The sequence below is a fragment of the Providencia lanzhouensis genome (assembly GCF_050469745.1).
GTDB classification, from domain to species: domain Bacteria; phylum Pseudomonadota; class Gammaproteobacteria; order Enterobacterales; family Enterobacteriaceae; genus Providencia; species Providencia lanzhouensis.
The window spans coordinates 2479892-2504647 of the sequence record NZ_CP174123.1 but is presented as its reverse complement, the minus strand read 5'-3'; the positions used below and the strand labels follow the sequence as shown (position 1 = coordinate 2504647).

Sequence of the window (24756 nt, the reverse complement as noted above, 5' to 3'; positions counted from 1 at the left end):
TAGGATTAATTATGCAAAAGATTCCATTGAGTACCATCCCCAATCAGCGGTTACGAGCAACACTAAATGACAATGATTGGGAGCTAACAATTAAAGTTGCACGACAAATGATGTGTTGTGATATCAAGCGTAATGACAACATGTTGATACAGGGCATTCGCGTGATGCCCAACCAACCATTAATCCCATATCGCTATTTATCCGGTATCGGCAATTTTGCGTTCATCACAGACAATGGCGAATTACCGTGGTGGGAGCTGTTTGGGAAAACTCAATATCTTGTGTGGCGGAGTAGTGATGATGATTGACTTACGACGAATCAGAGTCGGTATCGAGGTGAATGGCCGCTTACAGTGGTATGAAGGATTACGCATCAAAGCCAGTGGCACAAAGTATGCAAATCCATTGCAAAATGAATGCACGGTTAACATTGATGGCTTAAACGCGGATACGCGTAATATGCTGTTAACGGAAACGAGTCCTTATACGAAAAGCAAACAGCCCCACAGGCTAATTGTTGAAGCCGGCCGTGTAGGTTCAGGTATATTTCGATTGTATATCGGCGATATTGTCAGTGCTGAAATAGCGTCACCGCCAGATGTAACGCTGACCCTAAAGGCTAAAACGAACAATGCCACCGCCAGGGAAATGGTTTCTACCTCTGGCGGTGCAATTAATAAGTTGAGTGATATTGCAAAGAGCATTGCGCAAGATTGTCAGGTAAAGCTCGATTTTCAAGCCACGGATAAAAATATTGCAAACTGGTATTTTTGTGGGGGAATGCTTAAACAAATCGAAAAACTACAAGAGGCTGGTAACGTCAAAGCGTTCATTGACGATGATGTATTATATGTAAAAGACAGAGATAAGGCAGTCTCTGGGCGGCTGCGTATCTTAAATCAAAAATCCGGTATGGTTGGTATTCCGAAAGCTACGGAGAAAGGCGTTGACGTCACTTACTTGATTGACTCGGATTCATCATTAGGTGGCATGCTGCGACTTGAGAGTAAATTTAATCCTGCACTTAATGGTGATTACTTAATTGAACAATTAAAGTTCGATATTGCTTCTCACGACACCCCCTTCTTCTATCAAGCTATCTGTAAACGAGTATAAATCATGAATCAACCTAACAGTGATATTGCTAGCGAAGGCAGCTTGGCAGGACAACTCTCGTCTGCATTTCGCAATTTTTTGATGAATATTGATGACATGCTCCCCGCGACGGTGGTGAGTTATGACGATAAAACCAATCGTGCCGTTATCAAACCGCTGATCATGATGGTTTCCACCGAAGGACAAAAAATAGGGCGGGCGGCGGTACCAAATATCCCCGTTTTTCGTTTCGGTGGAGGGGGATTTTTTATTCGTATGCCAATTAAGCCAGGGGATTTTGGTTGGTTAAAAGCAAACGACCGAGACGTCAGTTTAATTTTCCAGCGTGGTGGCTTAGAGGATGAACCTAATACTGCGCGTTTGCACACCTTTAGTGATGCCATGTTTTACCCCGACACGCTAAAAGGTTGGTTAATTGATGGAAAAAATGCGGATGCTTTAGTGATCCAATCAATGGACGGCTCTGTGTGCCTATCGTTGCACGAGGGTAAAGCAGTACTGGATTCTCCAATTCTTGAAGCAAACGTGCCTGAAACCACGTTTAACGGCAATGTGACTATCAATGGTAATCATGCCGTGAATGGCAACAGTGACTCAAATGGTGGCACGATGAAGCATAACGGTAAAAATATCGGGTCTACACATAAACACAGTGGTATTCAGCGTGGCGAGAGTAATTCAGGAGAGCCTATATGAGGACATTTGGCGTTAATAGCAACAATGATATTCACCTCGGTAATGACGGAAATTTGTCGATAGTGAGTGGTGAACGAGCGTCAGAAAAAAGGTGCGAGCACTACGCCAAAGCATTACGTGGCGAGATGCTGCATAAGCTGGATTCAGGTATTCCCTATTGGAAAACCACTTTCGGAAGACAAGCGGATATTCCGCTGTTTGAATTTGCGTTTCGTGATCGGATGCGTGAACTGAATGATGTGATATCCGTCTTGTCTTTTTCGGCTTTATTGGCAGATAACTCGCTGAAGTATACCGCTGTGATACAAACAATTTATGGGGAGATAAGTCTCAATGGCTGATTATCAATTCATTACCTCACAAGGGGTTGTTATTCCAGATACCAGCACTTTACGTAATGATGTCGAAAGAGAATTTAAAAATGTGTTTGGCCAGGATTTGGATGTTTCACCGGAAACACCACAAGGTGCATTGGTCACCATGGAAGTGGAAAACCGAGATGCAGTTGTACGCAACAATGCAGAACTAGCGAATCAAATTAACCCTGATTTAGCCGGCGGCATTTTTCTCGATGCAATTTGGGCTTTGATGGGCGGACAACGTTTTGATTCAACACACTCATTTCTGACACAGGTTAAGTTTAGCGGTGTCGCTGGCACCATTATTCCTAGCGGATCACAAGCGACAACACGAGACGGTGATCTATTCGAGACAACCAAAGCCTTGATTTTAGGTAAAGATGGCACAACCACCGGTGACATGCGTTCTATTGGCACTGGCGCTATAGAGTGTGGTGTTGGTCAGCTTGATAAAATCGCAAGTTCAGTGCTTGGTTGGGAAACCGTGAATAATCCGACATCGGCAACGTTGGGTAGAGCTGAAGAGTCTGATTTACAGGCTAGACGCAGGCGAAAACAAACACTTGCGCGAAATACGGTGAGTGTTGGGGAAGCAATCACATCAGCACTCTATGAGCTGGAAGGTGTGCGTTCTTTAGCATTTAGAGAAAATTATGGCGATACACCCGTTATTTTTGATGGGATTACTTTAGTACCTCATAGCATCTACGTTTGCGTTGAAGGGGGGGATAAGAATCAGATTGCTCAATCTTTGCTGAGAACCAAAACCCTTGGCGCTGCCTTTAATGGTCGTGAAGAAGTTGAAGTGTTAGAGAAAATTAGCGCTCAAACGTACCCAGTGAAATTTGATAGAGCAAAAGAAATCGTGTTGTTTTGCCGAGTGACGGTAAAAAAAGCCACGGTGGATGCTCAAACGATTATTCCCAAAGCAGTCCAATCTTGGGCAAATGGTGATGTGGAGGGCGATGGAGGCTTAGTGGTTGGGCGTGATGTGTCTCCTTTCGAGATATCTGCCGGTATAAACACGGTAGAGCCAAGATTGTTTATCACGCGCGTGGAGCTTTCAACTGATGGTAAAGCGTGGTCCTCAGATAATTATACGATAAAACTCAATGAAGTGGCTCGAATAAAAGGCAGCGCCGTGCAAGTGGTGATTGTATGACTCAAGTGCAATCATTTGATTTTCATTCTGATTTATTAAAAGCCATTCTTTGGCAGTATGAAGATGCTGAAAATTTAAAGGCGCTAGCAGGTTACAAATCGACGTACTTTGATAAATCGACAGTACAATTTTGGCGTAACTGGTACCGTGATGTTTTTAATATCGATACAGCGAATGAATTTGGGTTAAATATCTGGTCACGTATCCTTGATGTGCCTCTTGGGATTGACGTGCCACCCAGCGATAAAACGAAAGTGGGGTTTGGCTTTGGCAAAAAGAAAGCCAATTTTAAAGCTAACTTTCGGCGAAACTCAGATTACACGCTATCACTGACGGTAGAACAGAAGCGACTTATTATTCGTATGCGCTATTTCAACCTGACTCAAAGCCCTACAGTGACCAACATTAATGAATTTTTACGTCGATTTTTCTGGCAAGAGGACAGCAAAGTTTTTGTGTTAGACCCGCTAGATATGACTTACACGTATTACGTTTTTAATTACAACCCTGACGAACGTCTAAGGCTTTTATTAGAGAATTTCGACCTTATGCCACGCCCATCGGGTGTTGGTGTCAAATATCGTATTGTGACGAAACAATCTTTCGGTCACGGAAAACTACGTAAAAACTTCCTGAGCAGTAATTTCGGAGCATAAACACAATGACTAAAATTTTTAAAATCCCCTTTGCAACACAAGGGGACAGAACTTCTATTCCTAATGAAGTACAAGCCGATGGTTCAGTGTCTTATCCGCAAGGGTATGGATACGACTATGAGCGAGACCAAGTTTCTGATCCCGCCGCTAAGGATATCGAACGTGAAAAAATGAATAGTATGTTTCACGATATCACCGAAGCCGTTGGTGAAATTCAAAATTATGGTTTTTCAAAATGGGATGAGGGAGGTAAGCCTTATCCTATTCGAGCTGTTGTTTATCACAAAAATAAGGTATGGCAGTCCAAAGTTGAAAATAACGAGGTCGAGCCGGTTACTGGTGCTCAGTGGGTTGAACTAAAAGCTGACTTAACAGCCGGCGATATCAACGTTTACAACAAGACAGAATCGGATAAACGATTCCAGCCATTGGGTAATTATCTACCTGCTGGATATAGCTACTCCAAGCAAGAGTCTGATACTAACTTCCAGCCAAAAGGCAACTATGCACCAGTAGGTAATTATGCCCTGAAAGGCGAAAGTTACACTAAAGTAGAAGGGGATGGTCGCTATCAGCCAAAAGGCAACTATTTAGCAGCAGGTTACAGCTATTCTAAAGCAGAAAGTGATGGGCGATATCAGGCGAAGGGGAATTACCAGCCTTCAGGAGATTATGCAACTAATACGGCACTCACCAACGGACTAAATACAAAACTCAATACAAGTAATGTAGCTCAAGGAACAGGGACATCAACAACTAATGTTATGAGCCAAAATGCGGTGACTGTTGCTTTGCAAAATGCGGTTAATCTCAACACTATCTACCCCATCGGTATTGTGGTTTGGTTTGCACAAAACAAGAATCCTAATACGTTATTCCCCGGTACTAAGTGGCAATATATCGGTGAAAATAAAACCATTCGATTGGCAGCCGCGAGTGGAGCCAATGTCTTGTCTACTGGCGGTTCTGATTCGGTCACATTAACAGAAACACAGATGCCCGCTCATAATCATAGTTTTTCAGCTACGACGAATAACACTGGTGGTCATACTCATGATCGAGGAACAATGGATATCACCGGCGATTTTCCTGCAATTCGTAGAGCTGCACAAAACCGAGATTCGAGTTTAAAAGGGGCATTTGCGATCTTGAATAAATGGAATGCGAGTAACTCATGGTCAGGGACTGATGATGACGGTACAGTGTATAACTTTACTGCATCACGTTCTTGGACAGGGGCAACTTCTAATAACGGTGCACATGCGCATACCGTTTCAGGAACGACAGGAAACAAAGGCGGAGGAACAGCTGTAAACATAACTAACGCCTACATCATGCTGATGGGCTGGTATAGAACCGCGTGATTTAGCATTTTCAGGTACCAATAAAAGCCGCATTTTGAAGTGACCCTATAAAGTTGGACACTTTAAGTTAAGCGGCTTTTTATTTGGTATAATTTTTGACAGTTTTTATTTATATAATTAATGGTAATCATTTAAAATGGTTGTATGGGGCTATATTTAAATGTTATCTATGTTATGGAATACTATATTTAGTTGCCTATCTCGTTAAGGTTCCAACATGAATACCCATCAAGATGACATCAACAAGGCTGCTCAGATAATTATTGCTGGGGCAGAGCGAATCCAGCGCTTTGTTGAAAAATACCATGACTATCTCTCTGATAAAGATAAAGCAAAATTAGCGCAGATAATTAAAAATGTGGATGATAAGCTGAATCAATAAGAGCTTTTGAAGCTCGCTTAGTTGAAAGGGATTGATTTGAGTTTTAACAAGCTAAACAAAGAGGATTACCATGCTAAAAGTCATTGCTGAAGATTTTATCAAGCCGGAAGCGGTAGAAATAGTGTTACCACTCTATAAGGCACTTGTTGAAGCCACAAAGAAAGAACCGCTATGTATCGCTTATGACCTTTATATTGATGAAAAGGATCCTGGGCATTTTGTTTTTATTGAAGAGTGGCCGAATCGTGCTGCATTAGATTCACATTGTGCGTCTGAACACTTCCAACGATTAGTACCGATGATTAACCGCTATCAAAGAGCTGAGCCTAAATTTATCTTGATGGATGCGGCGTTTTAACACGGAAGAATTCATTTAAGTATCGTATGTAAAACTCATCCAAATAACTTCTCATCAGTTCCCCCTAAATAGTCGGGTTATTACTTTACTCGAAAAGGGGGGATTTGGTTTGGGCTCAACTTTATCGAATTATAGCCAATTCTGAAACAGAAAATATGACAGCGTAAACACAAAGATAATCATTAGGTGCTGTAAAACTTTTAAGAATAAAAGAAAGCGTCTAACTTGATTCATTGCTGCTAATCCAAATAAAGAATGACCTAAATTAAAGTGTATATTTAGCGTAGCAATGAAATAAAATCTTGCGAGGAAATATCACATAAGTAACTAATTAAATTTCAAATTACGTAAAAACAACTAGGAATATTCAAAGCCATCTTTAATATTTTAAAGATGGCTTTGGTTAGAAATAAGAAGAGCCTGGATATTTAGTCTTTAATTAAAAACTTTCCTCATACTCTCGGGCTTTTTTCTCATCATAATTGTGTTCCCATTTGGCGATAATCAAGGCAGCTAATGCGTTACCAACCACATTAAGTGCGGTTCTTGCCATATCGAGAATACGGTCAACACCGGCAATGAATGCTAAACCTTCTAATGGAATTCCCACAGAGCCTAACGTTGCCAGCAAGACGACAAATGAAACTCCAGGAACCCCCGCAATACCTTTAGACGTGATCATTAAGGTAAAGACTAAAATAAGTTCTTGCCCTAATGACAGTTCAATACCATATAGCTGAGCAATAAAAATGGCAGCGATACTTTGATATAAGGTGGAACCATCTAAGTTAAATGAATAACCAATTGGGATAACGAAACTGGTGACAGATTTTGGTGCACCATACTTCTCCATTTTATCCATAATACGAGGAAGTACAGTTTCAGAGCTAGCGGTTGAATAAGCAAGCAGCAACTCATCCTTTAATATTCTCATCAGAGTAAAAATATTAATTTTGCAATAACGTGCAACAATTCCGAGCACCACAACAGCGAAGAAAATAATCGCACAGTGAACCAAAATAACTAACTTCAGCAGAGGAACCAGTGAAGTAAATCCAAAGTTTGCAACGGTGACGGAAATTAATGCAAACACCCCGATTGGTGCATACATCATGATCATGTTAGTCACGCGGAACATGGTTTCAGAAAAAGTTTGCAGAACATCTAATAGTGGCTGTTTCTTTGCTACTGGTAGAGAAGATAATCCTAAACCAAATAAAACCGCGAAGAAAATAACAGGAAGCATATCGCCACTCGCCATGGCAGCAAAAATATTGCTCGGTACCAAAGATAATAAAGTATTCACGATCCCTGAAGGATGGCTAGCAACCTCCTGCGTCGTTTTTTGGTACTGAGAAATATCCACTTGAGTGAGCTGAGACATATCAATGCCCACACCTGGTTGGAAGATATTGGCAAACGAAATACCCACAATGATGGCAATGGTAGTAATGATTTCAAAGTAAAGGATCGTTTTGAAACCCAATGTGCCTAATTGTTTTGTATTCCCGACACCAGCGATCCCCACAATCAAGGTCGAAATGACGATAGGTACCACAATCATTTTGATTAACTGAATAAAAATCTTACCGGCGGGAGAGAGAACATTCAGTATTAACCAATCTTTGTATTCCACGCTTTCATGCAGTAAAGCACCAACGATAACACCTAAAAAAAGCGCAACTAGAATCTGCCACCCTAACCCAAATTTAAACGGTTTTTTTGGAACGATGTTGTTTAGTGTCATAAATAATTCTCGTTTATATTAATAATATTTAACATTGTATTTTTATTATGCTCAGTTTTATAACCAATATTCGGAAAAACCACAATCATTTATTCGAGAAAGTAGAGTTATTTACAATGGTTACTTATAACAAAATGTAAATTAAGTTTCTGAAATTGAATGCTTTGTTAATATTTATTTCTATTTGTATCTATATGTGTTGCTGAATTGATAATAAAAAGTGATTAATCTAATCTATAAAGATTGTTAAATACAATTTTTATGAGTTGGATTTTCTGTGGAGTGTTTAATTCTGCAATATCTATGCAAGGTTATTTGCATAGATATTGAATTAAAAAAATAAAGGGGTAACAAAAGACCTGGGATAAAGCGAGCCATCTGTAAAAATGAGGATTTTATAGCAGTGATTGGCTGCGCTTATAGGCGGCAAGTAATGTGCGTTCAGATAAATCGAGGTAGTGTAAAAGCGCTGCGGCCGCTTCTTGATTTTTACCAGCATCAAGTAACTCTAAAATAGCTTGGTTTTTATCAATGTAGGGAGCATAGAGCAGTTTGGCATCATTTAAATGACCAAAAGCTAAACGTAGCTCAGCGGCAATATTATGATAAAGCTTAATTAACCTTTCACTGTCCGACAATTCCACAATCGCGGTATGAAACTTCATATTGGCGGTACCGACACCTACCCAATCTTCCGTTTTTTCATGCTTTCGAGCTTCAGCGACAGCGAGTTTCATTTTTTGAACGGCAGGATGCAGGGCATAAGCATGGGTCAATGAATCACATTCAATTAATCGACGCACTTGGTAAATATCAATAATCGCCGCCATATCTGGGACGGAAACATATACCCCTTTATTGGGAGCGTAGGTGAGTAGACCTTCTTGGGTTAATACACGAAAGACTTCCCTTAAGGTATTACGGGAAATATCCAACTCTTCACTCAATGCGGCTTCTGATAAACGTTGTCCCGGCGTTAACTCACCAATCGTAATTTTATGGCGGATAGTTTCTGCGATAGTGACTGACAAGGTTTGTGCGACGGGCTGTTTTTTCATAAAAAGGTGAGCCTAGTTGAAGAAAAGTAGGGTGAACAGTTCATTAAAACAGGTATTTGAGCGCTATCTTCACATATTCGCTGTAGGGCAGCAAGACTCCTTTTATGCACTAATTCAGGGCATTTTCCTTTTTGAGCACTAAATTGGTGCTTTGACGTATTACACCTCTCATTCTTAATGTTACAGATAAACATTAATTGTTAAAAAAGTGATCGAGATTTGATTTTTAACTTACCAGAAACGATTTTGATTGCTTAATTATTCATCGCTCCGTATTAATTGTTCAACAATCTGCATTCAATAAATTAACAATCCATACCATTGATAGAACAATGGCACGAAAATTGCCTCTACAAATGAGTTCAGTATTAAAAAACTTGCACAACATCAAAATACAGATAACAACAAAAACTACAGAGGAGTATGCATATGGCAGCTCATGAAAATATCTCGACAGCAGAATATGTGAAGAAACGTCGTTCCTCGCTGATTGGCGCTATTTTCTTAATGGCAACATCAGCGATTGGTCCCGGATTTATCACCCAAACCGCGACATTTACCGTTACTTTAGGTGCCGCGTTTGCTTTTGGTATTTTAGCCTCCATCGTGATTGATTTCGTGGTACAGCAAAATATTTGGCGAGTGGTGACACTCACGAAAATGCACTCATCCGATATCGCCAATGCGACAATTCCCGGAAGTGGCTATTTACTGGCGGTGTTAGTCATCTTTGGTGGATTGATATTTAATATCGGTAACATTGCCGGGGCAGGTTTAGGTCTGAATGCACTCGTTGGTCTCGACCCTAAGTGGGGCGGTTTACTCAGTGCGCTCTTAGCGATTTATATATTCTCGTCCCGCAAAGCTAGTAGTTTTATTGATAGATTAATCATTGCATTAGGTTTGGTCATGATTGGTCTAACACTCTTTGTGATGATTGCATCTAACCCACCAATTGGTGAAGCGTTACGTCAAAGCGTACTCCCTGATACCGTCGATTTTGCGATGATCACCACGATTGTTGGCGGAACGGTCGGTGGTTATATCTGCTACGCAGGGGCGCATCGTTTACTGGATAAAGGCGAAGTTGGTGTCGAAAACATCAAAGCGGTTTCTAGCGCAGCGACCAAAGGGATTATCGTCGTCGGTGTCATGCGCTATGTCCTGTTTTTAGCCATCTTAGGTGTGGTTGCCAGTGGCGTGACGATTGATATTTCAGGTAAAGCGGCGAACCCTGCCTCTCACGCCTTCCAAGCCGCGGCGGGTAATTTCGGTTTACGTATTTTCGGTTTAATTTTATGGGCGGCAGCACTGACTAGCGTTATCGGCGCAGCGTACACCTCCATGAGCTTCTTAAAAGCGTTCAAATCTTCCATTACAGAAAGACAACGTAATATTGCCACTATCCTGTTCATCGCTGTTTCATTGGCTGTTTACCTGTTTATGGGAACCGCGCCAGCCGCTCTATTGGTCTTTGCCGGTGGCTTTAACGGCTTGATTTTACCGATTGGTCTGACGCTGTTTGTCTATATTGGCTGGAAACGTGCAGATTTAATGGAAGGGTATCATTATCCACGTTGGTTACTGTGGTCGGGGGTCGTGACCTGTGCGTTAACGTGGTACATGGGTGCCATGTCCGTGAGTGCAATTTTCAACTACTTAAAATAAGTCGTTATCAAGGATTGAGGAACAATAATGAATAAGCAAATCGACCTAAATAGCGACCTTGGTGAAAGTTTTGGTCAATGGAAAATGGGCAATGATGAGGCGATGTTGAGCATTGTCAGTAGCGCCAACATTGCCTGTGGATTTCATGCGGGTTCTCCCGATGGGATCCTCCAAACGCTCATTGCCGCGCAAAAGCAGGGTGTGACGATAGGAGCGCATGTGGGATATCCAGACTTAGTCGGATTTGGTCGTCGAAATATGGACATTGCGTCTAACGAATTAACCGCAGACGTGATTTATCAAATTGGCGCATTAAAGGGGCTTGCAACGGCGGCTGGCACCCACGTGGAATATGTTAAACCACACGGCGCGTTATATAACACCATCGCCCATGACAAACGCCAAGCAATGGCTGTCATTGATGGGATCTTGAAGATTGATAACCAGTTAACGCTGGTGGCATTAGCGGGATCCCCATTGATTGGTTGGGCAAAAGAGAGCGGATTGAAGGTGGTCGCAGAAGCCTTTGCTGATAGAGCTTACAACAGCGATGGTACGCTGGTTTCTCGTAAGTTAGCAGGTTCCGTTCTGCATGATCCAGAGTTAGTGGCTAAGCGCATGTTGCAGTTAGTGAATGAAGGTGGCGTAGTCGCTATTGATGGGAAATTCACTCCTATTGAAGCGGGCTCTATTTGTGTACATGGAGATAGCCCCGGTGCGTTAGAGATGGCGAAAAAAGTGCGTGAACTCTTTGAGCTGCAGGGGATCGGTATCCGTGCATTTGCAGGAAAGGGAGGTCAAGCATGAATGCATTAATGAAAGCCTCAAAAGAGGCTATTCAAGCGGCGAAATCAGCGAGAGAAGCGATTCGCCATGGCTATGATAAACCCACAGCAGGTATGGCGCCGGGAATGACTCAAGCCAATATGATTGCGTTGCCGAGAGATTGGGCGTTTGATTTCCTACTTTATGCTCAACGTAATCCCAAAAGTTGCCCTGTCTTGGATGTGTGCGAATCAGGGAGTTGGCAAACTGTGTTAGCCGAAGGCGCCGATCTGCGTACTGATATTCCTCGTTATCGCGTTTGGGAACAGGGCAAGCTGGTGGATGAAATTACGGATGCGACGGCTATTTATCAGCAATATCCTGATTTAGTCACTTTCTTGATTGGTTGCAGTTTTACCTTTGAAACACCGATGATAGAGGCGGGTATTGATGTTCGCCACATTACTGATGGTTCCAATGTGCCGATGTATAAAACAAACCGACTGTGTCGTCCTGCGGGGCGTCTAGAGGGCGAGCTTGTGGTATCCATGCGCCCAATCCCTGCCGATCGTGTTGCCGATGCCGTCATGATATCGGGGCGTTTTCCCGCGGTACATGGCTCTCCCGTACATATTGGCACACCTGAATTACTGGGGATCCAAGATATTATGCGCCCTGATTTTGGGGATGCAGTCCGCATTGAACAAGGTGAAATTCCTGTATTTTGGGCTTGTGGTGTGACGCCTCAAGCGGCGGTGATGAAATCAGGTGTTCCTTTTGCGTTGAGTCATGCTCCGGGATATATGTTTATCACGGATGTTCCTGACGCCGCTTATCACGTATAGGGGGACTTATGCGTTTCTTACCTGTCAATTTAAGCGCGTTTATAGTTGAACTGCCGAGTCTCGAACAGACGATGGCACTGACAGACTCATTAACGCATCGCCCAATTAACGGCATTGAAGAGATAACCCCAGCGGCACGAACGGTATTAGTGCGTTATAACCCAGCAATTGAGCATATTAATGCGATTGTGCAGCAAATTTCTCTGCGCAACATTGAAGGCGGCGAAGCTAAAACGGGGAAATTAGTCACTATTCCCGTGCACTATACCGGGGAAGACTTACCGGAAGTGGCGGAGTATTTAGGGGTCACTATCGAAGAGGTGATCCGTCGCCATACGGAAAATGAATATCTGGTGGCATTTAGCGGTTTCGCGCCTGGATTTGGTTATATGGTATCGAAGCAAGCGCAATTACAGGTACCGCGCCGCCAATCCCCTCGTGTGCGAATTCCCGCTGGTTCAGTGGCATTGGCGGGAGAATTTAGCAGTGTGTATCCACAAGCCAGCCCCGGTGGTTGGCAACTGATAGGTCAGACTGATTTAGCCGTGTGGGATATTAATCGACCAGAACCGGCACTTTTACAAGCGGGTTATCGGGTACAATTTGTTGACCAAAGCAAGAGTTCCGTGAGCTATAGTTTACCGAGTCAAACTGACATTAAATCTATCGATGAGAACCAAACGTACGATCTCACCGTGTTGGCGACCGGGCTACAAACCTTATTTCAGGATAGAGGGCGTATTGGGCAGTCAGCATTAGGGATCTCCGAATCAGGAGCGATGGATAAATCGGCGCTATACAGTGCAAATCGTTTGGTCGGTAATTGTACCCAATCCACTGTACTGGAAGTCACACAAGGTGGCTTAAAAGTCCGTGCTAATCGAGACCTTTTGGTCGGTATTACAGGTGCCCAGTGCCCTGTCACCATCACGACAGAAGACGGGCAAATATTTACCTCAGCAACCTACCAACCGATTCACCTCGCGAAAGGGGATGTCATTCAATTAGGACGCCCAATCAACGGTGTACGTAGTTATTTTGCCGTACGCGGGGGCTTTTCTGTGGCGCCAGTTCTTGAAAGCTGCTCATTCGATACCTTAGCCCAAGTAGGACCCGCACCATTGATGGTTGGACAATCTTTATCGATTCATCAAAAAATGAATCATCGCGCCATTTCGCTCACAGAATCCCCAGCCTTTGACTACCCGACAGCAGATGATGTGGTGGTATTGGATGTAGTAATGGGACCCAGAACAGATTGGTTTACTGAACAAGCCGCCGAATTACTGCGTCAGCAAGTTTGGCAAGTGACTGCCGCCTCAAACCGTATTGGGTTACGCCTTGCGGGTGAAGTGCCGCTAAGTCGTGAACTGTTACAAGAATTACCAAGCGAAGGCACCTGTATTGGCGCCATCCAAGTCCCAGCTAATGGGCAGCCGGTCTTATTTTTAAATGACCACCCATTGACGGGAGGATATCCGGTGATAGGTGCGGTGTGTGACTATCATTTGGATCTTGCAGGGCAAATCCCCGTGAATGGCAAAATCCGCTTTAATCCATTACGTGAATTTTATCAACTTGAAGGGAGTCATGAAGCTTATGAATACCAATAATAAAAATGCACAGCATAAGGTATTGATTGCCAACCGTGGTGAGATCGCCGTACGTATTATTCGTGCTTGCCGGGATTATGGTTTTGCGTCTGTGGCGGTGTATGCCGATAGTGATATTGACGCATTGCATGTCAACATGGCGGACGAAGCTTATGGGTTAGGTGGCAATACCCCAGCACAGAGCTACTTAAACATTGAGAAACTGATTGAGGTAGCAAAAAAATCCGGTGCAACCATGGTGCATCCGGGCTACGGTTTTCTTTCTGAACGTGCTGAATTCGCGCGAGCAGTACAACAAGCTGGCTTGATTTGGGTTGGTCCAAGCCCAGAGAGTATTGATATTTTAGGGGATAAAGTTCAAGCCCGACATATCGCCTTACAAGTGGGTGCGCCGCTTGTCGTGGGAACCAAAGATCCCGTTGAAACCGCGCAGGAAGTGGTGCAGTTTGCCCATCAACATGGGCTACCAATCGCAATTAAAGCTGCATTTGGCGGCGGTGGTCGCGGTTTAAAGGTGGCATGGCAGATGCACGAAGTGGAAGAGTTATACCACTCTGCGGTGCGTGAGGCGACAGCGGCATTCGGTCGCGGGGAATGTTTTATTGAGCAATTTTTGCATAACCCTCGCCATATTGAAGCGCAAGTCATCGCTGATACCCACGGTAACGTTGTTGTCGTGGGAACGCGAGATTGTTCGTTGCAACGCCGAAACCAAAAGTTAGTGGAAGAGTCTCCAGCCCCGTTTTTAGCCCCTGAACTGGAGCAACAAATCATTCGCGCTTCCACAGATATTTGCCGTAAAGCCGGCTATGTGGGCGCGGGAACGGTTGAGTTCTTATTAAGCCAAGAAGGCACTTTATCCTTCTTAGAAGTGAACACTCGTTTGCAGGTTGAGCACCCAGTCACAGAAGAAACGGCAGGAATTGACTTAGTGGTTGAGCAGCTACGTATTGCTGAAGGTTTGCCGCTGAGTATTCAAGAAACGCCTAAACCTCGTGGTCACGCTTTTGAATTTCGTATCAATGCGGAAGATGCAGGGAATGGCTTCTTACCAACTCCGGGAACCATCTTACGTTTTGATGCACCATCAGGCCCAGGCGTCCGTGTTGATAGTGGCGTTGAAACAGGCAAAATCATTCCCGGTACCTTTGACTCGCTAATGGCAAAATTGATTGTGGTCGGTCAAACCCGTGAACAAGCGATTGTACGTGCTCGTCGCGCATTAGCTGAATTTAAGATTGAAGGGGTCGCGTCCGTATTGCCTTTTCATCGTGCGGTGATGGAGCAAGCGGATTTTTGTGAAAACTTTAAGGTGCATACCCGTTGGATTGAAACGGAATTTAGTGTTGAAATTCCCTCTGCGAAACGCCAATTACCACAAGCCGAACAAGCGTTAACACGGTCATTTATTGAAATTGATGGAAAACGTTGCGAACTGGGTTTGCCCGCGCAATTGTTTGCTGGAATGGCGGTGAACCCAACGACAGCAACTTCTGCACCTCAAAGCGTTGAAAACAACCCTAACAGCGTGAACGCCCCTATCTCAGGTGTGCTATTTAATTGGCTAGTTCCTCAAGGAAATAAGGTAACAGAAGGGGACATTATTGGCGTGATGGAGGCAATGAAAATGGAAGTTCAAGTCATCGCCCACCGTTCAGGGGAACTGAAATATACGGCTAAACAAGGGGATTTTATCAATGCAGATAATAAAATTGCGGAGATTATCTAATCGCTAATGGCGATTAATCGTTAATAAGGGGTGGCGAATCGCCACCGCCTTACCTATTTGATCGTAACTCAACGTGATTTGCGTTCCGGTAAGTTGCGTACAGGTAATGGTGGATTAGGTGCGGGCACGACACTTTTTTCCTCTTTGGCGATTTCATCGCTATCACGATAAACCTCACCACATAAGAAAAACAAATTAGGGCGTTTTGCCTCTAAATAGGATTTTCGGCTCATGCACTGTTCTTGGGTAAAAATGGTTTCGGTCACGGGTAATGCATCGCATGAATCAGTGCCACAAGGACTGACCCACAAAGCCCAACCGATAAGTACCATATGTCCTGCCATTTATCTTGCCTTCCCACTCACCGCTAATGAAGTACACCCAAGATGTCAAATTAACACGCTTAATATATGGGGGCGTGTTCTTTGTCTATAAAATGCTTTGTCTATAAAATATAAGTCAAATTCTAACATTGGATTAAATAAATGTATGTATTCATACGATAGATAAATTTAAATTCACATTAAACAGCAAATAAGAATGTGTGATCGAGCATTTATCATTATCAAAAAAAGAATACTTATCTTGATACAATAAAACTTGATGCAATAAAAACGTGATGCAATAAAAAAGAGTAGGGAGTTACAGAGTGCTATCGCGATTATTTTAGGGCTAGCTCGCAAATAACAAAATTTTTATCTGCAAATTTGTGTTTTTAGATCTCCATCCTGTCAATTTGAACTATTTTTATCTACGATGAACCCGATATCGTAATAATAATCGCAATAATAATATAAATAGGTAACTTATGAATGCCATGGAAGAAGTGCTTTCATTTTGGTTTGAAGAATCGACCCCAAAACAGTGGTTTGAAAAAAGCGAGAAATTCGATTTAACCATCGCAAAACGTTTTACTGCGCTCAGTGAACAGGCGGCAAAAGGGGAGCTAGCTTATTGGCGAGCCTCTATTCGCGGTCGTTTAGCGGAAATTATTATTCTTGACCAGTTTTCCCGTAATTTATGGCGAGATACCCCAAGAGCGTTCGCGCAAGATGCGATGGCGCTAGCACTGGCACAAGAAGCCATTAAACAGCCGGATTATCATCTACTTACACTATCTCAGCGAAAATTTATGTTAATGCCGTTTATGCATTCAGAATCGAGCTTTATCCACCTGCAAGCGGTGGAGCTATTCCGAATGTTGGGGGATGATAGTACGCTGGATTATGAAATGCGCCATAAGGCTATTATCGATAAGTTTGGGCGCTACCCGCATCGCAATGAGATTCTCGGTCGGCCATCAACTCGAGAAGAAATTGCTTTTCTACAGCAACCTAACTCGTCATTCTAATTCGTCTACATAAAAATGAGTTTGCTAGTGCGTAAGCAAACTCATTTTCTTTCAAGGTTTATTAACGGAAAAGCTCAGCCGTTGCAGGCTGTAAACCGAGCTGTTTTTGCACACTAGCCAAATAGGTCTGAGTGATTTTGGCAAGGGTAGGGTAAAACCCATGTTCAGTTGACGTTTGCTGAACCAACGTTAAGTAACGTTCCGCCCAAGGTAATAAATGCTGCTCGAGTAATTCCACAATGGCATCGTCTTGGCCTTGCTCTGCCAGTGCTGAAATAGCCATTAACATCAAACCAAATTGGTCTTCCGGCTCTCGTAATCCTGTATCGGTAACCAATCCATGGGACATCAAAAACTGGCGATAGGCGCTGGTGGAATCCCCCATAACGGTGTTGTCGTGAGACAGATACACCGAGCCCCACGGTGGTGCTGGCATTGCACCTTGACCTTCAAAAAGAATTGAAAAATCATAGGTAAGAGTATCTGCTGGGTAATCACTTAATGCCTCACAATCGGCAATCAGCTGAGCAGGTTCTTGCCAATCATACAGGGATGGGATTTCACGCAGTACAGGTTGTAACGTTTGAAATGTGGGGGTTTCAGGAGAGTAGTAAAACATTCCCCCTAAAATACGAAAAAGAGTGGTATCGAGAGTTTGCATGATATTACCTATAAAGCTGCAATTAATTTAAAGCTTCAATTAACTTAAAAGAAAGAGCCTGAATTCAGGCTCTTATATTATTATTTATTTTATACTGCTAACCATAATCTGTGGTTATAGCACCTTACATGGTGATTTGCCACAGGTTATAAAAGGCAATACGGCCAGACAATTCTGCGAGTAATACGGCTGCTGCGCAGGTCAGTAATGGAATTTTTGGTGAACGTTGCTTGATAGCGAACCCAACGAATGCCGCTAAGGCAATCGCTAATACAATCACTTGGAAGCCCCAAAAACCAGTCTGCTCTGCGCTTAATGCGGGTGCAGTTTCGCTTAAAAATGCTTGGTAGCTGGCACGGCTGGCAAAAATCGCAAAGGTACCGACTAAAAACGCCGTTAATCCTAAACCACGAGCGCCGATTGCCATTGCAAGTGCGCCACCACCCACAAACAGGGTTGTCCACATTTGCAGCGTAGTGAATTGGGTATCCCAGTTAGCAATGGTTGCAATGTTATACACTTGCGGGATTGACCAAACGAACGCTAATCCTGAAATCACCGCCGCAATGTTAGACAGTTCACGCAGAGCCGCTTGTTTAACAAAGTGGGTGAAAAACAGCGTAGCGGCAGCACAACCCACAAATACGCCACTTAAGAACGCTTCATTACTCATTGGTGAGCGGCCCACGCCCAACAACATATTGAAGAAACGCAGTGGTTGACCGACGTGCAGTGCGCCAATACCTAAGCCAATCATCACAATGATAAACCCGACAATATTGGCTGTTTTCAGCTGTTTATCGTCAATTGAGCCCATTTTTTTTGCAATATAAGCTAACAGAAATAAACCCGCCGCGGATTGCCCTAAGACAGTAAAGAAAACCAGTGGTAACTCATGCATATTAGACCTCCGCAGGGTTTTTCAATTCGCCACTTTTATCACCTGATGGCTTAGCATCTTTGTGTGGCTTGATGACGATATTCGGGTTAGTCAGGCTTGGATCTGGCATCGGTGCAATGCCGCACTCCGTACCGTGTAACTCACGTAAAACGGTAATGTCATCGAAATCTAAAGCGCGCTGCGGGCAAGACTCTACACAAACCGGCTTCATTCCTTTTGCGACACGTTCATAACAGCCATCGCATTTGCTCATCAGTTTTTTCTTTTCGTCAAACTGTGGCGCACCGTATGGGCAGCGCAGTTCACAGTAACGACAGCCTACGCAGATAGACTGGTCAACAACCACTAAGCCATCTTCACTGCGTTTGTGCATTGCACCAGTTGGGCAACCTTCTACACAAGTTGGATTCGAGCAGTGGTTACACGAAATAGACAGGTAGTAGCTATAGACGTTTTGTTGCCAAATACCGTCTTGTTTCTGCCAGCTACCGCCACCGAATTCATACACACGGCGGAATTTAGGACCTAAATCTAAATCTTTTTCGTCCTTACAACTTACCTGACAGGTTTTACAGCCAGTGCATTTTGTGGAGTCAAAATAAAAGCCATACTGTTTCATCAATTAACTCCTTAAGCGCGTTTGACTTCAACAAGGTTAGTATGTTGTGGTGTGCCTTTCGCCAGTGGAGAAGGGACATGGGAGGTTAGGGTGTTGATACAACCACCAACATCTAAACCTTCGGTATTCAATGTGCGCCATGCACCTTGAGGAACCGCAATCACACCCGGTAAGACGCGCTCAGTCACTTTGACTTTAATCTGAATACGCCCGCGATCATTGAAGATTTCAGCTAAATCGCCGTTCTTCAAGCCACGTTCTTGTGCATCAATTGGGTTTAACCAGAATTGATGAGGAATAGCCTCACGCAGCATAGCCACGTTGTAATAGGTTGAGTGAACATGACCCTTATCGTGGAAGCCTGTCATTAATAAAGAGTGTTTTTTCTGTGCAGATTGCGCTTCAACACCTTCTCTATTCACACAATATTCAGGAATAGCTGGAATACGCTGACCTTCTGGAAGTTCCCAGTTTTTCACGCGTTCAGCCAGTTTTTCGGAGTAAATTTCAATTTTGCCCGATGGTGTTTTCAGTGGATTATTCACTGGGTCATCACGGAAGCTTTTCAGTGCCACGTTTTCAGCACTATTAAGGAACTTACGGTCGATGATCCCCGCGCCATCAGTTTCACTAAATTCGGGCAAATGAGGCATTTTTTCACGGGTTTTGTTGTAGCAAAACTCAATCCATTCTGCGTAGGTACGACCTTCAGTGAATTGATCTTTTACGCCCATTTTCTCTGCGATTTCGACTAATACATCGTAGTTTGGACGGTTTTCCCACAGTGGTTCAATGGCGTTTTGTAGACGAACTAGGTAGTGATAAGCCCCACTTGCATAGGAGTTATTGATCAGGTCGTTTGTTTCGACGGTGGTCACATCTGGCAGTAGTAAGTCCGCATATTTTGCCGATGGGGTATCGTGGTTATCCCAAACAAGGATAAACTCACATTTTGATTCATCAGACAGAATTTCATGGGTCTTATTCAAGTCACCATGCTGGTTTCCGATGACGTTACTGGAATAACACCACATAAATTTGATGTCATTATTCAGCTTATCAACGCCTTTGATCCCGCCATTTTCTGCGGTTAATTCTTTACCGCGCAGAATCGCTTCTGACCACATATAAGTAGGGATCAACGCTTTCACAGGGTTTGGCAAGCCAAATCCAGCCACTGGATAGGCGAAACTGTTACCCCATAAACCGGTGTTAGTCCCAGAACGACCGATATTGCCAGACATAATAGGCAGCATCATGATAGAGCGACAGGCTTGCTCACCATTTTCAGTACGTTGTAAGCCCCAGCCTTGTGAGATCCAAGCACGTTGAGCGTTACCAATTTCACGGGCTAATTGAATAATTCGTGAAACCGAAATACCCGTTAATTTGCTCGCCCACTCAGGGGTTTTTGCAATCCCATCAGGACCATTGCCTAAGATGTAATCTTTGTAAGAGGCATTACGTGGTGCTGAAGCTGGCAGGGTTCAGCCTACACAGTAATTTTTCAGGAATTCTTCGTCGGTTAAGCCTTCTTGGATCATCACATAACCCAGGGCTGCCACTAATGCGGCGTCAGTACCTGGATAAATAGGGATCCATTCAGCGCCTAATGTTGTGACGCTATCGGTACGGCGTGGGTCAATAATGATCACTTTTGCTTTGCTCTTATCGAGCGCATTGAGTGTTTCATAGAATTGACCACCACCGGACATACGGGTTTCAGCCAAGTTATGACCGAACATCACCACGAGGTCGGAGTTTTGGATTTCCGTTAAATAAGATTCTTCCACACTGCCGTAAACATATGGCGTAATTTCCATTAACTGTGCGTAGGAATAAGTTCCGTAGTCACCTAAAAATCCACCCGTTAAACTTAAAAGACGTTTACAGGCCGCACGACCGTGCAAGTTGGCACCCGTTGAACCAGAACCATACTGGTAATAAATGGCATCGTTGCCGTATTTATCGATGGTGTATTTCAGTTTTTCAGCAATGATAGTGGTAGCTTCATCCCAGCTAATTTTTTTGAACTTACCTTCACCACGTTTACCCACACGCACCATTGGGTATTTTAAACGGTCTGGATTATAGGTTTTCCAGCGAACTGAACGACCACGCAGACAAGGGCGAATCTGGTGTTCTCCCAGTGTTGAATCGTCATACATGGTTTCATTGGAAATACGGCTGATAACGCCATCTTTCACATGAACTTTTAGAGGGCAGCGACTACCGCAGTTGACTAAACAAGCGCTGTAACTGATTTTCTCACTGACTTCGTCAGGCATGATGGTTGGTGTTTTTGCTTGAGCAGCAAAAGGCAGAGTGATTGAGCCTGCAACGGCGGCTGCACCCGCTACGGTTGCGGAGGTCTGAAGAAACTCCCTCCTGCTCAGTTCTGCGAAATGAGTATTTGTTTTATTTTTATGCATTGACATTGCCTATATGTAAATAACGTATTAGGTATGTTCAATATGTTAGAAAAAATACCCACTCACTAACATGATATGCATCAACAATATCCTTGAAAAAACCAAGGGAAATATTTTTATTTATTTAATTTATAAGGAGTTTTTTTGTCAGTGATGTCCGTTTTGTTCTATTTTTATTATCAATCGTTATGTTCAAAATTATATAATGGTAGGGTGGGATCTGTGAGTATAAGAGGGGTTTCCCCCTCTAGGTAGGCAGGTTATCTTTGCTAATCATTAAGTAGTATTTATAAGTTACCTATGATGAGTTATTTATTTGTTGAATGACCTAAGAATCGAACATCATTACCGGTAGGTGATTGATGCACTGATAAGTTGAACTGCGGCAGAATGGAAAAAATATGGTCAAAAATATCCGATTGGATGCGTTCGTATTCTAACCACACTGTCGTGTTGGTAAACGCGTAAATCTCAATTGGGATACCGTTTGAATCTGACTCTAATTGGCGAACCATGATGGTCATATTTTTATGGATCTGCGGGTGGGCGCGTAGATACGCTTCAATATAGGCGCGAAATGTTCCGATATTAGTAAGGCGTCGCTGGTTGAGTGGCGTCGCTTTATCCTCTGGTAATGCAGAGTTGTAGACCTGAATCTCAGAGACTTTTTTCCCGATGTAAGGCTCTAATAAGTTGGCTTTTTCAAAGTTGCTAACTTCTTCAGGTTTCAAAAAATGAATGCTATTGGCATCGATACGTAGGCTGCGCTTGATACGGCGCCCGCCTGATTCAGTCATGCCTTTCCAGTTTTTAAATGAATCGGAAATCAGTGCATAAGTTGGAATAGTGGTGACGGTATTATCCCAATTTCGAACCTTAACTGTGGTCAATCCAATATCAATTACCGCACCATCAGCACCGTATTTAGGCATTTCCAGCCAATCACCAATGTTGACCATGTTATTTGCAGAGAGCTGAATACCGGCGACTAAGCCCATAATTGGATCTTTAAACACCAACATCATGACGGCGGTCATCGCACCTAAACCACTGAGGATAATCAACGGAGATTTACCAATCAGTAGCGCGATGATCATAATCGAAATCAAAACGGTGGCGATAAGCTTAATGCTTTGGAAAATTCCACGTAGCGGGAGATGTGCTGTTTTTGCCGCACGTTGTAATACGCCCAGCGTGATATCCAAAATGGAATAAATCGTCAGTAAGCCAAACAGCAAGCACCATGCTTGGGAAGCGACATTCAATACCATTTGTGTCGTTGAGCCCGAAGATAGCCATAAGGTGGACTGAATGTTGACAACAATACCTTGAATAATAAAGGCAATTCGATTGAACAGATTATATTGGGTGAGTTGATGTTGCCAACCGGAACCCGCTTTTAATCCTCTTTTTTCAATCGTGGGAAGCAAAATTTTGTGCAGAAAAAGATGCAAAATCAGGGCGACAATCAGTATCAGCCCAAGAACCATTAAGAGAGAGGCGAGGGTGGCATAGTCTTGATTAAACTGGCGAGCCCAGTCGAGCAGTTGCTGCTGCATAAATTCTCCTTTATTGCGTTATCCATAAATGACGACCCAGTATAAGCAAATAGGACTTAAGTTTGTGAAATATACCGAATATTTACATAAGATTACGGAAAATGGCGGTTATTCTGATTGATGCTCTATACTTTGAGGAATACTCTCAAACGATCATGTTTATGAGGAAATACTGATGAAAAAGCCTACGAAAAATAGCTGTCTACCACTGATTGTTCTTTTAGCATTCATGGGGACATCACCACTTGCGTTTTCTGACCCAAGTGGTAACAACGGGCATGGAAACGGTAACAAACATAATAATAAAGAATTTAAAGGCAACAACGGCCATAAAAATAAAGATGATGACCATTATAAAGCGAAGCAATGGAACGGTGATAATTCAGGCATTCAAGGAACGTTGCGTATTTCACCTAATATTAGTTTTAGCTTGAATTTTGGGAATGTTCGACCTTTAGCCATTGAGTACGGTCTTACGGGCTACAAAGGGCTACCACCAGGAATTGCAAAGCAAGTAAGAAGAGGAAAACCGTTACCTCCGGGGATAGCTAAAAAGGTTCTACCATCAAAGTTTATCCATCAGTTGCCTGTTTATGCGGGCTATGAATGGAAAATGAGTGGTAAAGATCTTATTTTGGTAGCGATTGGCACGGCAGTGGTTGCTGAAATTATTGAGAACGTATTTGAATAAAAAAACGGCCTTAAAAAAGGCCGTTAGCAAAAATTTGCAAATACTTGAATGAGGTAAATGAAAGGTTTGATTGACTATGGTTTAACTAACTAAAGTTTAAAGCAAATTACATAAAACGCTTGGACAGTAATTCAACAACTTCTTGCAGGTTAACGAAAAATTCTTTGATGCTTTTCATGTTCGCTCCGAATGTTAATGTGTGATCTTGATCACGTAGGAGCATTCTAGTTTTTTATTGATCAAAGTCAATAATCAGCCAAAAGATATTTTAAATATTAAACTAATTTTTAGGCTGAACCTTGTAAATTATTGTTTACAGCTTACTCATCATGCCGGCTAATTACCTTGCATAAAGGTTTTGCTGGATGAAATGGTGGCTAGACCTGCCAGTGCCTGCATGCTTTGTTCGTGCAGTTCAATGGTTGCAGCGGCACACACATCTTCGAGGACATGGCAAAAATAACCTAAATCATGGGCTTGTCTTACGCTACTTTGGATTGCCATCACCGAACTGACTCCACCGAAATAGAGCTGAGTAATATTATTATCGTTAAGCCATTGGTGGAGTTTATTGCCTGCAAATGCAGAAACGCCTTTCTTAATGATCACTCTGTCTTGCATATGAACGACCAAATCTTCCACCCAATGGCAGCCGTAGCCACTTAATTTTAATGCGCCTCTCTGTTTAGCTTGTGAAAAAAGTGGGGAGCCAGCGGGGATATCTTGATAATTATCGCTAAAGCCAACTTTGACCCAAATAACAGGAATACGCTGACTTCTTGCGTAATTAGCGGCTTGATTCGCCTTTTCAATAATATTGCGGGAATTGACTTGGGAATAACTGCTATTGGATAAACCGTTTTTACCCACAATATCGTTAATAAGATCAATGATGATTAGCGCCTGTGACATTATTGCCCCTTTTTATGGCTAAGTAATTTAACGTAAAAGGGGATTGTAATGTTTATTATGCACTAGGGATGTTAACTGAATAACATTATTTTAAATAATGGTATTATTCTCG

24 protein-coding genes and 1 pseudogene are annotated in these 24756 nt (G+C 43.0%); 16 read left to right on the top strand and 9 right to left on the bottom strand.

Annotated elements, in window-relative coordinates:
- Positions 1-11: 11 nt before the first annotated feature.
- The 9 genes from ACIH2S_RS11875 to ACIH2S_RS11835 all read left to right on the top strand — a co-directional run bounded on the left by ACIH2S_RS11875 (position 12) and on the right by ACIH2S_RS11835 (position 6093).
- Positions 12-308, top strand: coding sequence for a phage baseplate plug family protein (locus ACIH2S_RS11875; protein WP_036952868.1), 297 nt, complete (start codon positions 12-14; stop codon positions 306-308).
- The gene (locus ACIH2S_RS11870) at positions 301-1116 is read left to right on the top strand and encodes a baseplate hub protein (protein WP_036953392.1); all 816 of its coding nucleotides are present in this window, start codon (positions 301-303) and stop codon (positions 1114-1116) included. Before ACIH2S_RS11875 ends, ACIH2S_RS11870 begins: the two co-directional genes overlap by 8 nt.
- A gap of 3 nt (positions 1117-1119) precedes the next feature.
- The gene (locus tag ACIH2S_RS11865; RefSeq protein WP_036952870.1) at positions 1120-1812 is read left to right on the top strand and encodes a Gp138 family membrane-puncturing spike protein; all 693 of its coding nucleotides are present in this window, start codon (positions 1120-1122) and stop codon (positions 1810-1812) included.
- Positions 1809-2153 carry a phage related-protein gene (locus ACIH2S_RS11860; RefSeq protein WP_036952872.1) on the top strand — a complete coding sequence of 115 codons (345 nt, stop codon included), beginning with the start codon at positions 1809-1811 and terminating at the stop codon, positions 2151-2153. Before ACIH2S_RS11865 ends, ACIH2S_RS11860 begins: the two co-directional genes overlap by 4 nt.
- Complete coding sequence (locus ACIH2S_RS11855; RefSeq protein WP_132495398.1) at positions 2146-3333, top strand: baseplate J/gp47 family protein; 1188 nt, start codon at positions 2146-2148, stop codon at positions 3331-3333. The genes ACIH2S_RS11860 and ACIH2S_RS11855 overlap by 8 nt, the downstream gene beginning before the upstream one ends.
- Positions 3330-3989, top strand: a complete 660-nt coding sequence (locus ACIH2S_RS11850; RefSeq protein ID WP_036952877.1) for a DUF2612 domain-containing protein — start codon at positions 3330-3332, stop codon at positions 3987-3989. Before ACIH2S_RS11855 ends, ACIH2S_RS11850 begins: the two co-directional genes overlap by 4 nt.
- Before the next feature lie 5 nt (positions 3990-3994).
- Positions 3995-5353 (top strand): phage baseplate protein, encoded by a 1359-nt coding sequence (locus tag ACIH2S_RS11845; RefSeq protein WP_349487891.1) that lies wholly within the window; start codon positions 3995-3997, stop codon positions 5351-5353.
- 217 nt (positions 5354-5570) lie between these two features.
- Complete coding sequence (locus tag ACIH2S_RS11840) at positions 5571-5735, top strand: hypothetical protein (protein ID WP_165906929.1); 165 nt, start codon at positions 5571-5573, stop codon at positions 5733-5735.
- Positions 5736-5805: 70 nt separating this feature from the next.
- Positions 5806-6093, top strand: a complete 288-nt coding sequence (locus ACIH2S_RS11835) for a putative quinol monooxygenase (protein ID WP_108477912.1) — start codon at positions 5806-5808, stop codon at positions 6091-6093.
- Positions 6094-6532: 439 nt separating this feature from the next.
- Here the strand turns inward: ACIH2S_RS11835 and gltP are convergent, their stop codons facing one another.
- Together gltP and ACIH2S_RS11825 are read right to left on the bottom strand one after the other, a co-directional pair.
- The gene (gene gltP, locus ACIH2S_RS11830; protein WP_036952889.1) at positions 6533-7840 is read right to left on the bottom strand and encodes a glutamate/aspartate:proton symporter GltP; all 1308 of its coding nucleotides are present in this window, start codon (positions 7838-7840) and stop codon (positions 6533-6535) included.
- A 395-nt stretch (positions 7841-8235) separates the two neighbouring features.
- Positions 8236-8898, bottom strand: coding sequence for a GntR family transcriptional regulator (locus ACIH2S_RS11825; RefSeq protein ID WP_108477913.1), 663 nt, complete (start codon positions 8896-8898; stop codon positions 8236-8238).
- Between the two features lie 429 nt (positions 8899-9327).
- Between ACIH2S_RS11825 and ACIH2S_RS11820 the strand changes: the two genes are divergently transcribed.
- From ACIH2S_RS11820 to ACIH2S_RS11800, 5 genes are read left to right on the top strand one after another with little or no spacing between them, the layout of a single operon-like run.
- Positions 9328-10566 carry an NRAMP family divalent metal transporter gene (locus tag ACIH2S_RS11820; protein WP_430247493.1) on the top strand — a complete coding sequence of 413 codons (1239 nt, stop codon included), beginning with the start codon at positions 9328-9330 and terminating at the stop codon, positions 10564-10566.
- 27 nt (positions 10567-10593) lie between these two features.
- A complete protein-coding gene (locus ACIH2S_RS11815) occupies positions 10594-11373 on the top strand; it encodes a LamB/YcsF family protein (RefSeq protein ID WP_430247491.1) in 780 nt (259 codons plus the stop codon).
- Positions 11370-12176 carry a putative hydro-lyase gene (locus tag ACIH2S_RS11810; protein ID WP_430247490.1) on the top strand — a complete coding sequence of 269 codons (807 nt, stop codon included), beginning with the start codon at positions 11370-11372 and terminating at the stop codon, positions 12174-12176. The genes ACIH2S_RS11815 and ACIH2S_RS11810 overlap by 4 nt, the downstream gene beginning before the upstream one ends.
- Positions 12177-12184: 8 nt before the next feature.
- Positions 12185-13789, top strand: a complete 1605-nt coding sequence (locus ACIH2S_RS11805) for an urea amidolyase family protein (protein WP_321146735.1) — start codon at positions 12185-12187, stop codon at positions 13787-13789.
- On the top strand, positions 13776-15518 hold the full coding sequence (locus ACIH2S_RS11800; RefSeq protein ID WP_430247489.1) for an acetyl/propionyl/methylcrotonyl-CoA carboxylase subunit alpha: 1743 nt from the start codon (positions 13776-13778) through the stop codon (positions 15516-15518). Before ACIH2S_RS11805 ends, ACIH2S_RS11800 begins: the two co-directional genes overlap by 14 nt.
- 68 nt (positions 15519-15586) lie before the next feature.
- On the opposite strand, the gene ACIH2S_RS11795 is transcribed toward ACIH2S_RS11800, so the two are convergent.
- Complete coding sequence (locus ACIH2S_RS11795) at positions 15587-15862, bottom strand: hypothetical protein (protein WP_036952907.1); 276 nt, start codon at positions 15860-15862, stop codon at positions 15587-15589.
- A 464-nt stretch (positions 15863-16326) separates the two neighbouring features.
- On the opposite strand from ACIH2S_RS11795, the gene ACIH2S_RS11790 reads away from it, so the two are divergent.
- Positions 16327-16869 carry a DUF924 family protein gene (locus tag ACIH2S_RS11790; protein ID WP_036952909.1) on the top strand — a complete coding sequence of 181 codons (543 nt, stop codon included), beginning with the start codon at positions 16327-16329 and terminating at the stop codon, positions 16867-16869.
- Between the two features lie 61 nt (positions 16870-16930).
- Here the strand turns inward: ACIH2S_RS11790 and ACIH2S_RS11785 are convergent, their stop codons facing one another.
- From ACIH2S_RS11785 to ACIH2S_RS11765, 5 genes and pseudogenes are all read right to left on the bottom strand, one after another.
- Positions 16931-17530, bottom strand: coding sequence for a TorD/DmsD family molecular chaperone (locus ACIH2S_RS11785; protein WP_108477914.1), 600 nt, complete (start codon positions 17528-17530; stop codon positions 16931-16933).
- Positions 17531-17654: 124 nt separating this feature from the next.
- A complete protein-coding gene (locus tag ACIH2S_RS11780) occupies positions 17655-18431 on the bottom strand; it encodes a dimethyl sulfoxide reductase anchor subunit family protein (RefSeq protein ID WP_108477915.1) in 777 nt (258 codons plus the stop codon).
- Position 18432: 1 nt separating this feature from the next.
- Positions 18433-19050 carry a DMSO/selenate family reductase complex B subunit gene (locus ACIH2S_RS11775; RefSeq protein WP_036952921.1) on the bottom strand — a complete coding sequence of 206 codons (618 nt, stop codon included), beginning with the start codon at positions 19048-19050 and terminating at the stop codon, positions 18433-18435.
- Positions 19051-19061: 11 nt separating this feature from the next.
- Positions 19062-21482: pseudogene (locus ACIH2S_RS11770) on the bottom strand (DMSO/selenate family reductase complex A subunit).
- A 308-nt stretch (positions 21483-21790) separates the two neighbouring features.
- Positions 21791-23041 carry a mechanosensitive ion channel family protein gene (locus tag ACIH2S_RS11765; RefSeq protein ID WP_036952924.1) on the bottom strand — a complete coding sequence of 417 codons (1251 nt, stop codon included), beginning with the start codon at positions 23039-23041 and terminating at the stop codon, positions 21791-21793.
- A gap of 175 nt (positions 23042-23216) precedes the next feature.
- Here ACIH2S_RS11765 and ACIH2S_RS11760 point away from each other — a divergent pair, with 175 nt between their 5' ends.
- Positions 23217-23732: an anti-virulence regulator CigR family protein gene (locus tag ACIH2S_RS11760; RefSeq protein WP_036952927.1), complete on the top strand. Its 516-nt coding sequence runs from the start codon at positions 23217-23219 to the stop codon at positions 23730-23732.
- Between the two features lie 336 nt (positions 23733-24068).
- On the opposite strand, the gene ACIH2S_RS11755 is transcribed toward ACIH2S_RS11760, so the two are convergent.
- Positions 24069-24644 (bottom strand): cysteine hydrolase family protein, encoded by a 576-nt coding sequence (locus ACIH2S_RS11755; RefSeq protein WP_108477916.1) that lies wholly within the window; start codon positions 24642-24644, stop codon positions 24069-24071.
- Between the last annotated feature and the right edge of the window lie 112 nt (positions 24645-24756).

Excerpts from the sequence above, each read along its gene's own strand:
- ACIH2S_RS11860 (WP_036952872.1), top strand. The coding sequence starts at position 1,809 with ATGAGGACATTTGGCGTTAATAGCAACAATGATATTCACCTCGGTAAT.
- ACIH2S_RS11805 (WP_321146735.1), top strand. The coding sequence starts at position 12,185 with ATGCGTTTCTTACCTGTCAATTTAAGCGCGTTTATAGTTGAACTGCCG.
- ACIH2S_RS11875 (WP_036952868.1), top strand. The coding sequence starts at position 12 with ATGCAAAAGATTCCATTGAGTACCATCCCCAATCAGCGGTTACGAGCA.
- ACIH2S_RS11755 (WP_108477916.1), bottom strand. The coding sequence starts at position 24,644 with ATGTCACAGGCGCTAATCATCATTGATCTTATTAACGATATTGTGGGT.
- ACIH2S_RS11765 (WP_036952924.1), bottom strand. The coding sequence starts at position 23,041 with ATGCAGCAGCAACTGCTCGACTGGGCTCGCCAGTTTAATCAAGACTAT.
- ACIH2S_RS11785 (WP_108477914.1), bottom strand. The coding sequence starts at position 17,530 with ATGCAAACTCTCGATACCACTCTTTTTCGTATTTTAGGGGGAATGTTT.
- ACIH2S_RS11800 (WP_430247489.1), top strand. The coding sequence starts at position 13,776 with ATGAATACCAATAATAAAAATGCACAGCATAAGGTATTGATTGCCAAC.
- ACIH2S_RS11790 (WP_036952909.1), top strand. The coding sequence starts at position 16,327 with ATGAATGCCATGGAAGAAGTGCTTTCATTTTGGTTTGAAGAATCGACC.
- ACIH2S_RS11865 (WP_036952870.1), top strand. The coding sequence starts at position 1,120 with ATGAATCAACCTAACAGTGATATTGCTAGCGAAGGCAGCTTGGCAGGA.
- ACIH2S_RS11820 (WP_430247493.1), top strand. The coding sequence starts at position 9,328 with ATGGCAGCTCATGAAAATATCTCGACAGCAGAATATGTGAAGAAACGT.
- ACIH2S_RS11850 (WP_036952877.1), top strand. The coding sequence starts at position 3,330 with ATGACTCAAGTGCAATCATTTGATTTTCATTCTGATTTATTAAAAGCC.
- ACIH2S_RS11795 (WP_036952907.1), bottom strand. The coding sequence starts at position 15,862 with ATGGCAGGACATATGGTACTTATCGGTTGGGCTTTGTGGGTCAGTCCT.
- ACIH2S_RS11780 (WP_108477915.1), bottom strand. The coding sequence starts at position 18,431 with ATGCATGAGTTACCACTGGTTTTCTTTACTGTCTTAGGGCAATCCGCG.
- ACIH2S_RS11760 (WP_036952927.1), top strand. The coding sequence starts at position 23,217 with ATGAAAAAGCCTACGAAAAATAGCTGTCTACCACTGATTGTTCTTTTA.
- ACIH2S_RS11825 (WP_108477913.1), bottom strand. The coding sequence starts at position 8,898 with ATGAAAAAACAGCCCGTCGCACAAACCTTGTCAGTCACTATCGCAGAA.
- ACIH2S_RS11845 (WP_349487891.1), top strand. The coding sequence starts at position 3,995 with ATGACTAAAATTTTTAAAATCCCCTTTGCAACACAAGGGGACAGAACT.
- ACIH2S_RS11855 (WP_132495398.1), top strand. The coding sequence starts at position 2,146 with ATGGCTGATTATCAATTCATTACCTCACAAGGGGTTGTTATTCCAGAT.
- ACIH2S_RS11840 (WP_165906929.1), top strand. The coding sequence starts at position 5,571 with ATGAATACCCATCAAGATGACATCAACAAGGCTGCTCAGATAATTATT.
- ACIH2S_RS11815 (WP_430247491.1), top strand. The coding sequence starts at position 10,594 with ATGAATAAGCAAATCGACCTAAATAGCGACCTTGGTGAAAGTTTTGGT.
- ACIH2S_RS11810 (WP_430247490.1), top strand. The coding sequence starts at position 11,370 with ATGAATGCATTAATGAAAGCCTCAAAAGAGGCTATTCAAGCGGCGAAA.
- ACIH2S_RS11835 (WP_108477912.1), top strand. The coding sequence starts at position 5,806 with ATGCTAAAAGTCATTGCTGAAGATTTTATCAAGCCGGAAGCGGTAGAA.
- ACIH2S_RS11775 (WP_036952921.1), bottom strand. The coding sequence starts at position 19,050 with ATGAAACAGTATGGCTTTTATTTTGACTCCACAAAATGCACTGGCTGT.
- ACIH2S_RS11870 (WP_036953392.1), top strand. The coding sequence starts at position 301 with ATGATTGACTTACGACGAATCAGAGTCGGTATCGAGGTGAATGGCCGC.
- gltP (WP_036952889.1), bottom strand. The coding sequence starts at position 7,840 with ATGACACTAAACAACATCGTTCCAAAAAAACCGTTTAAATTTGGGTTA.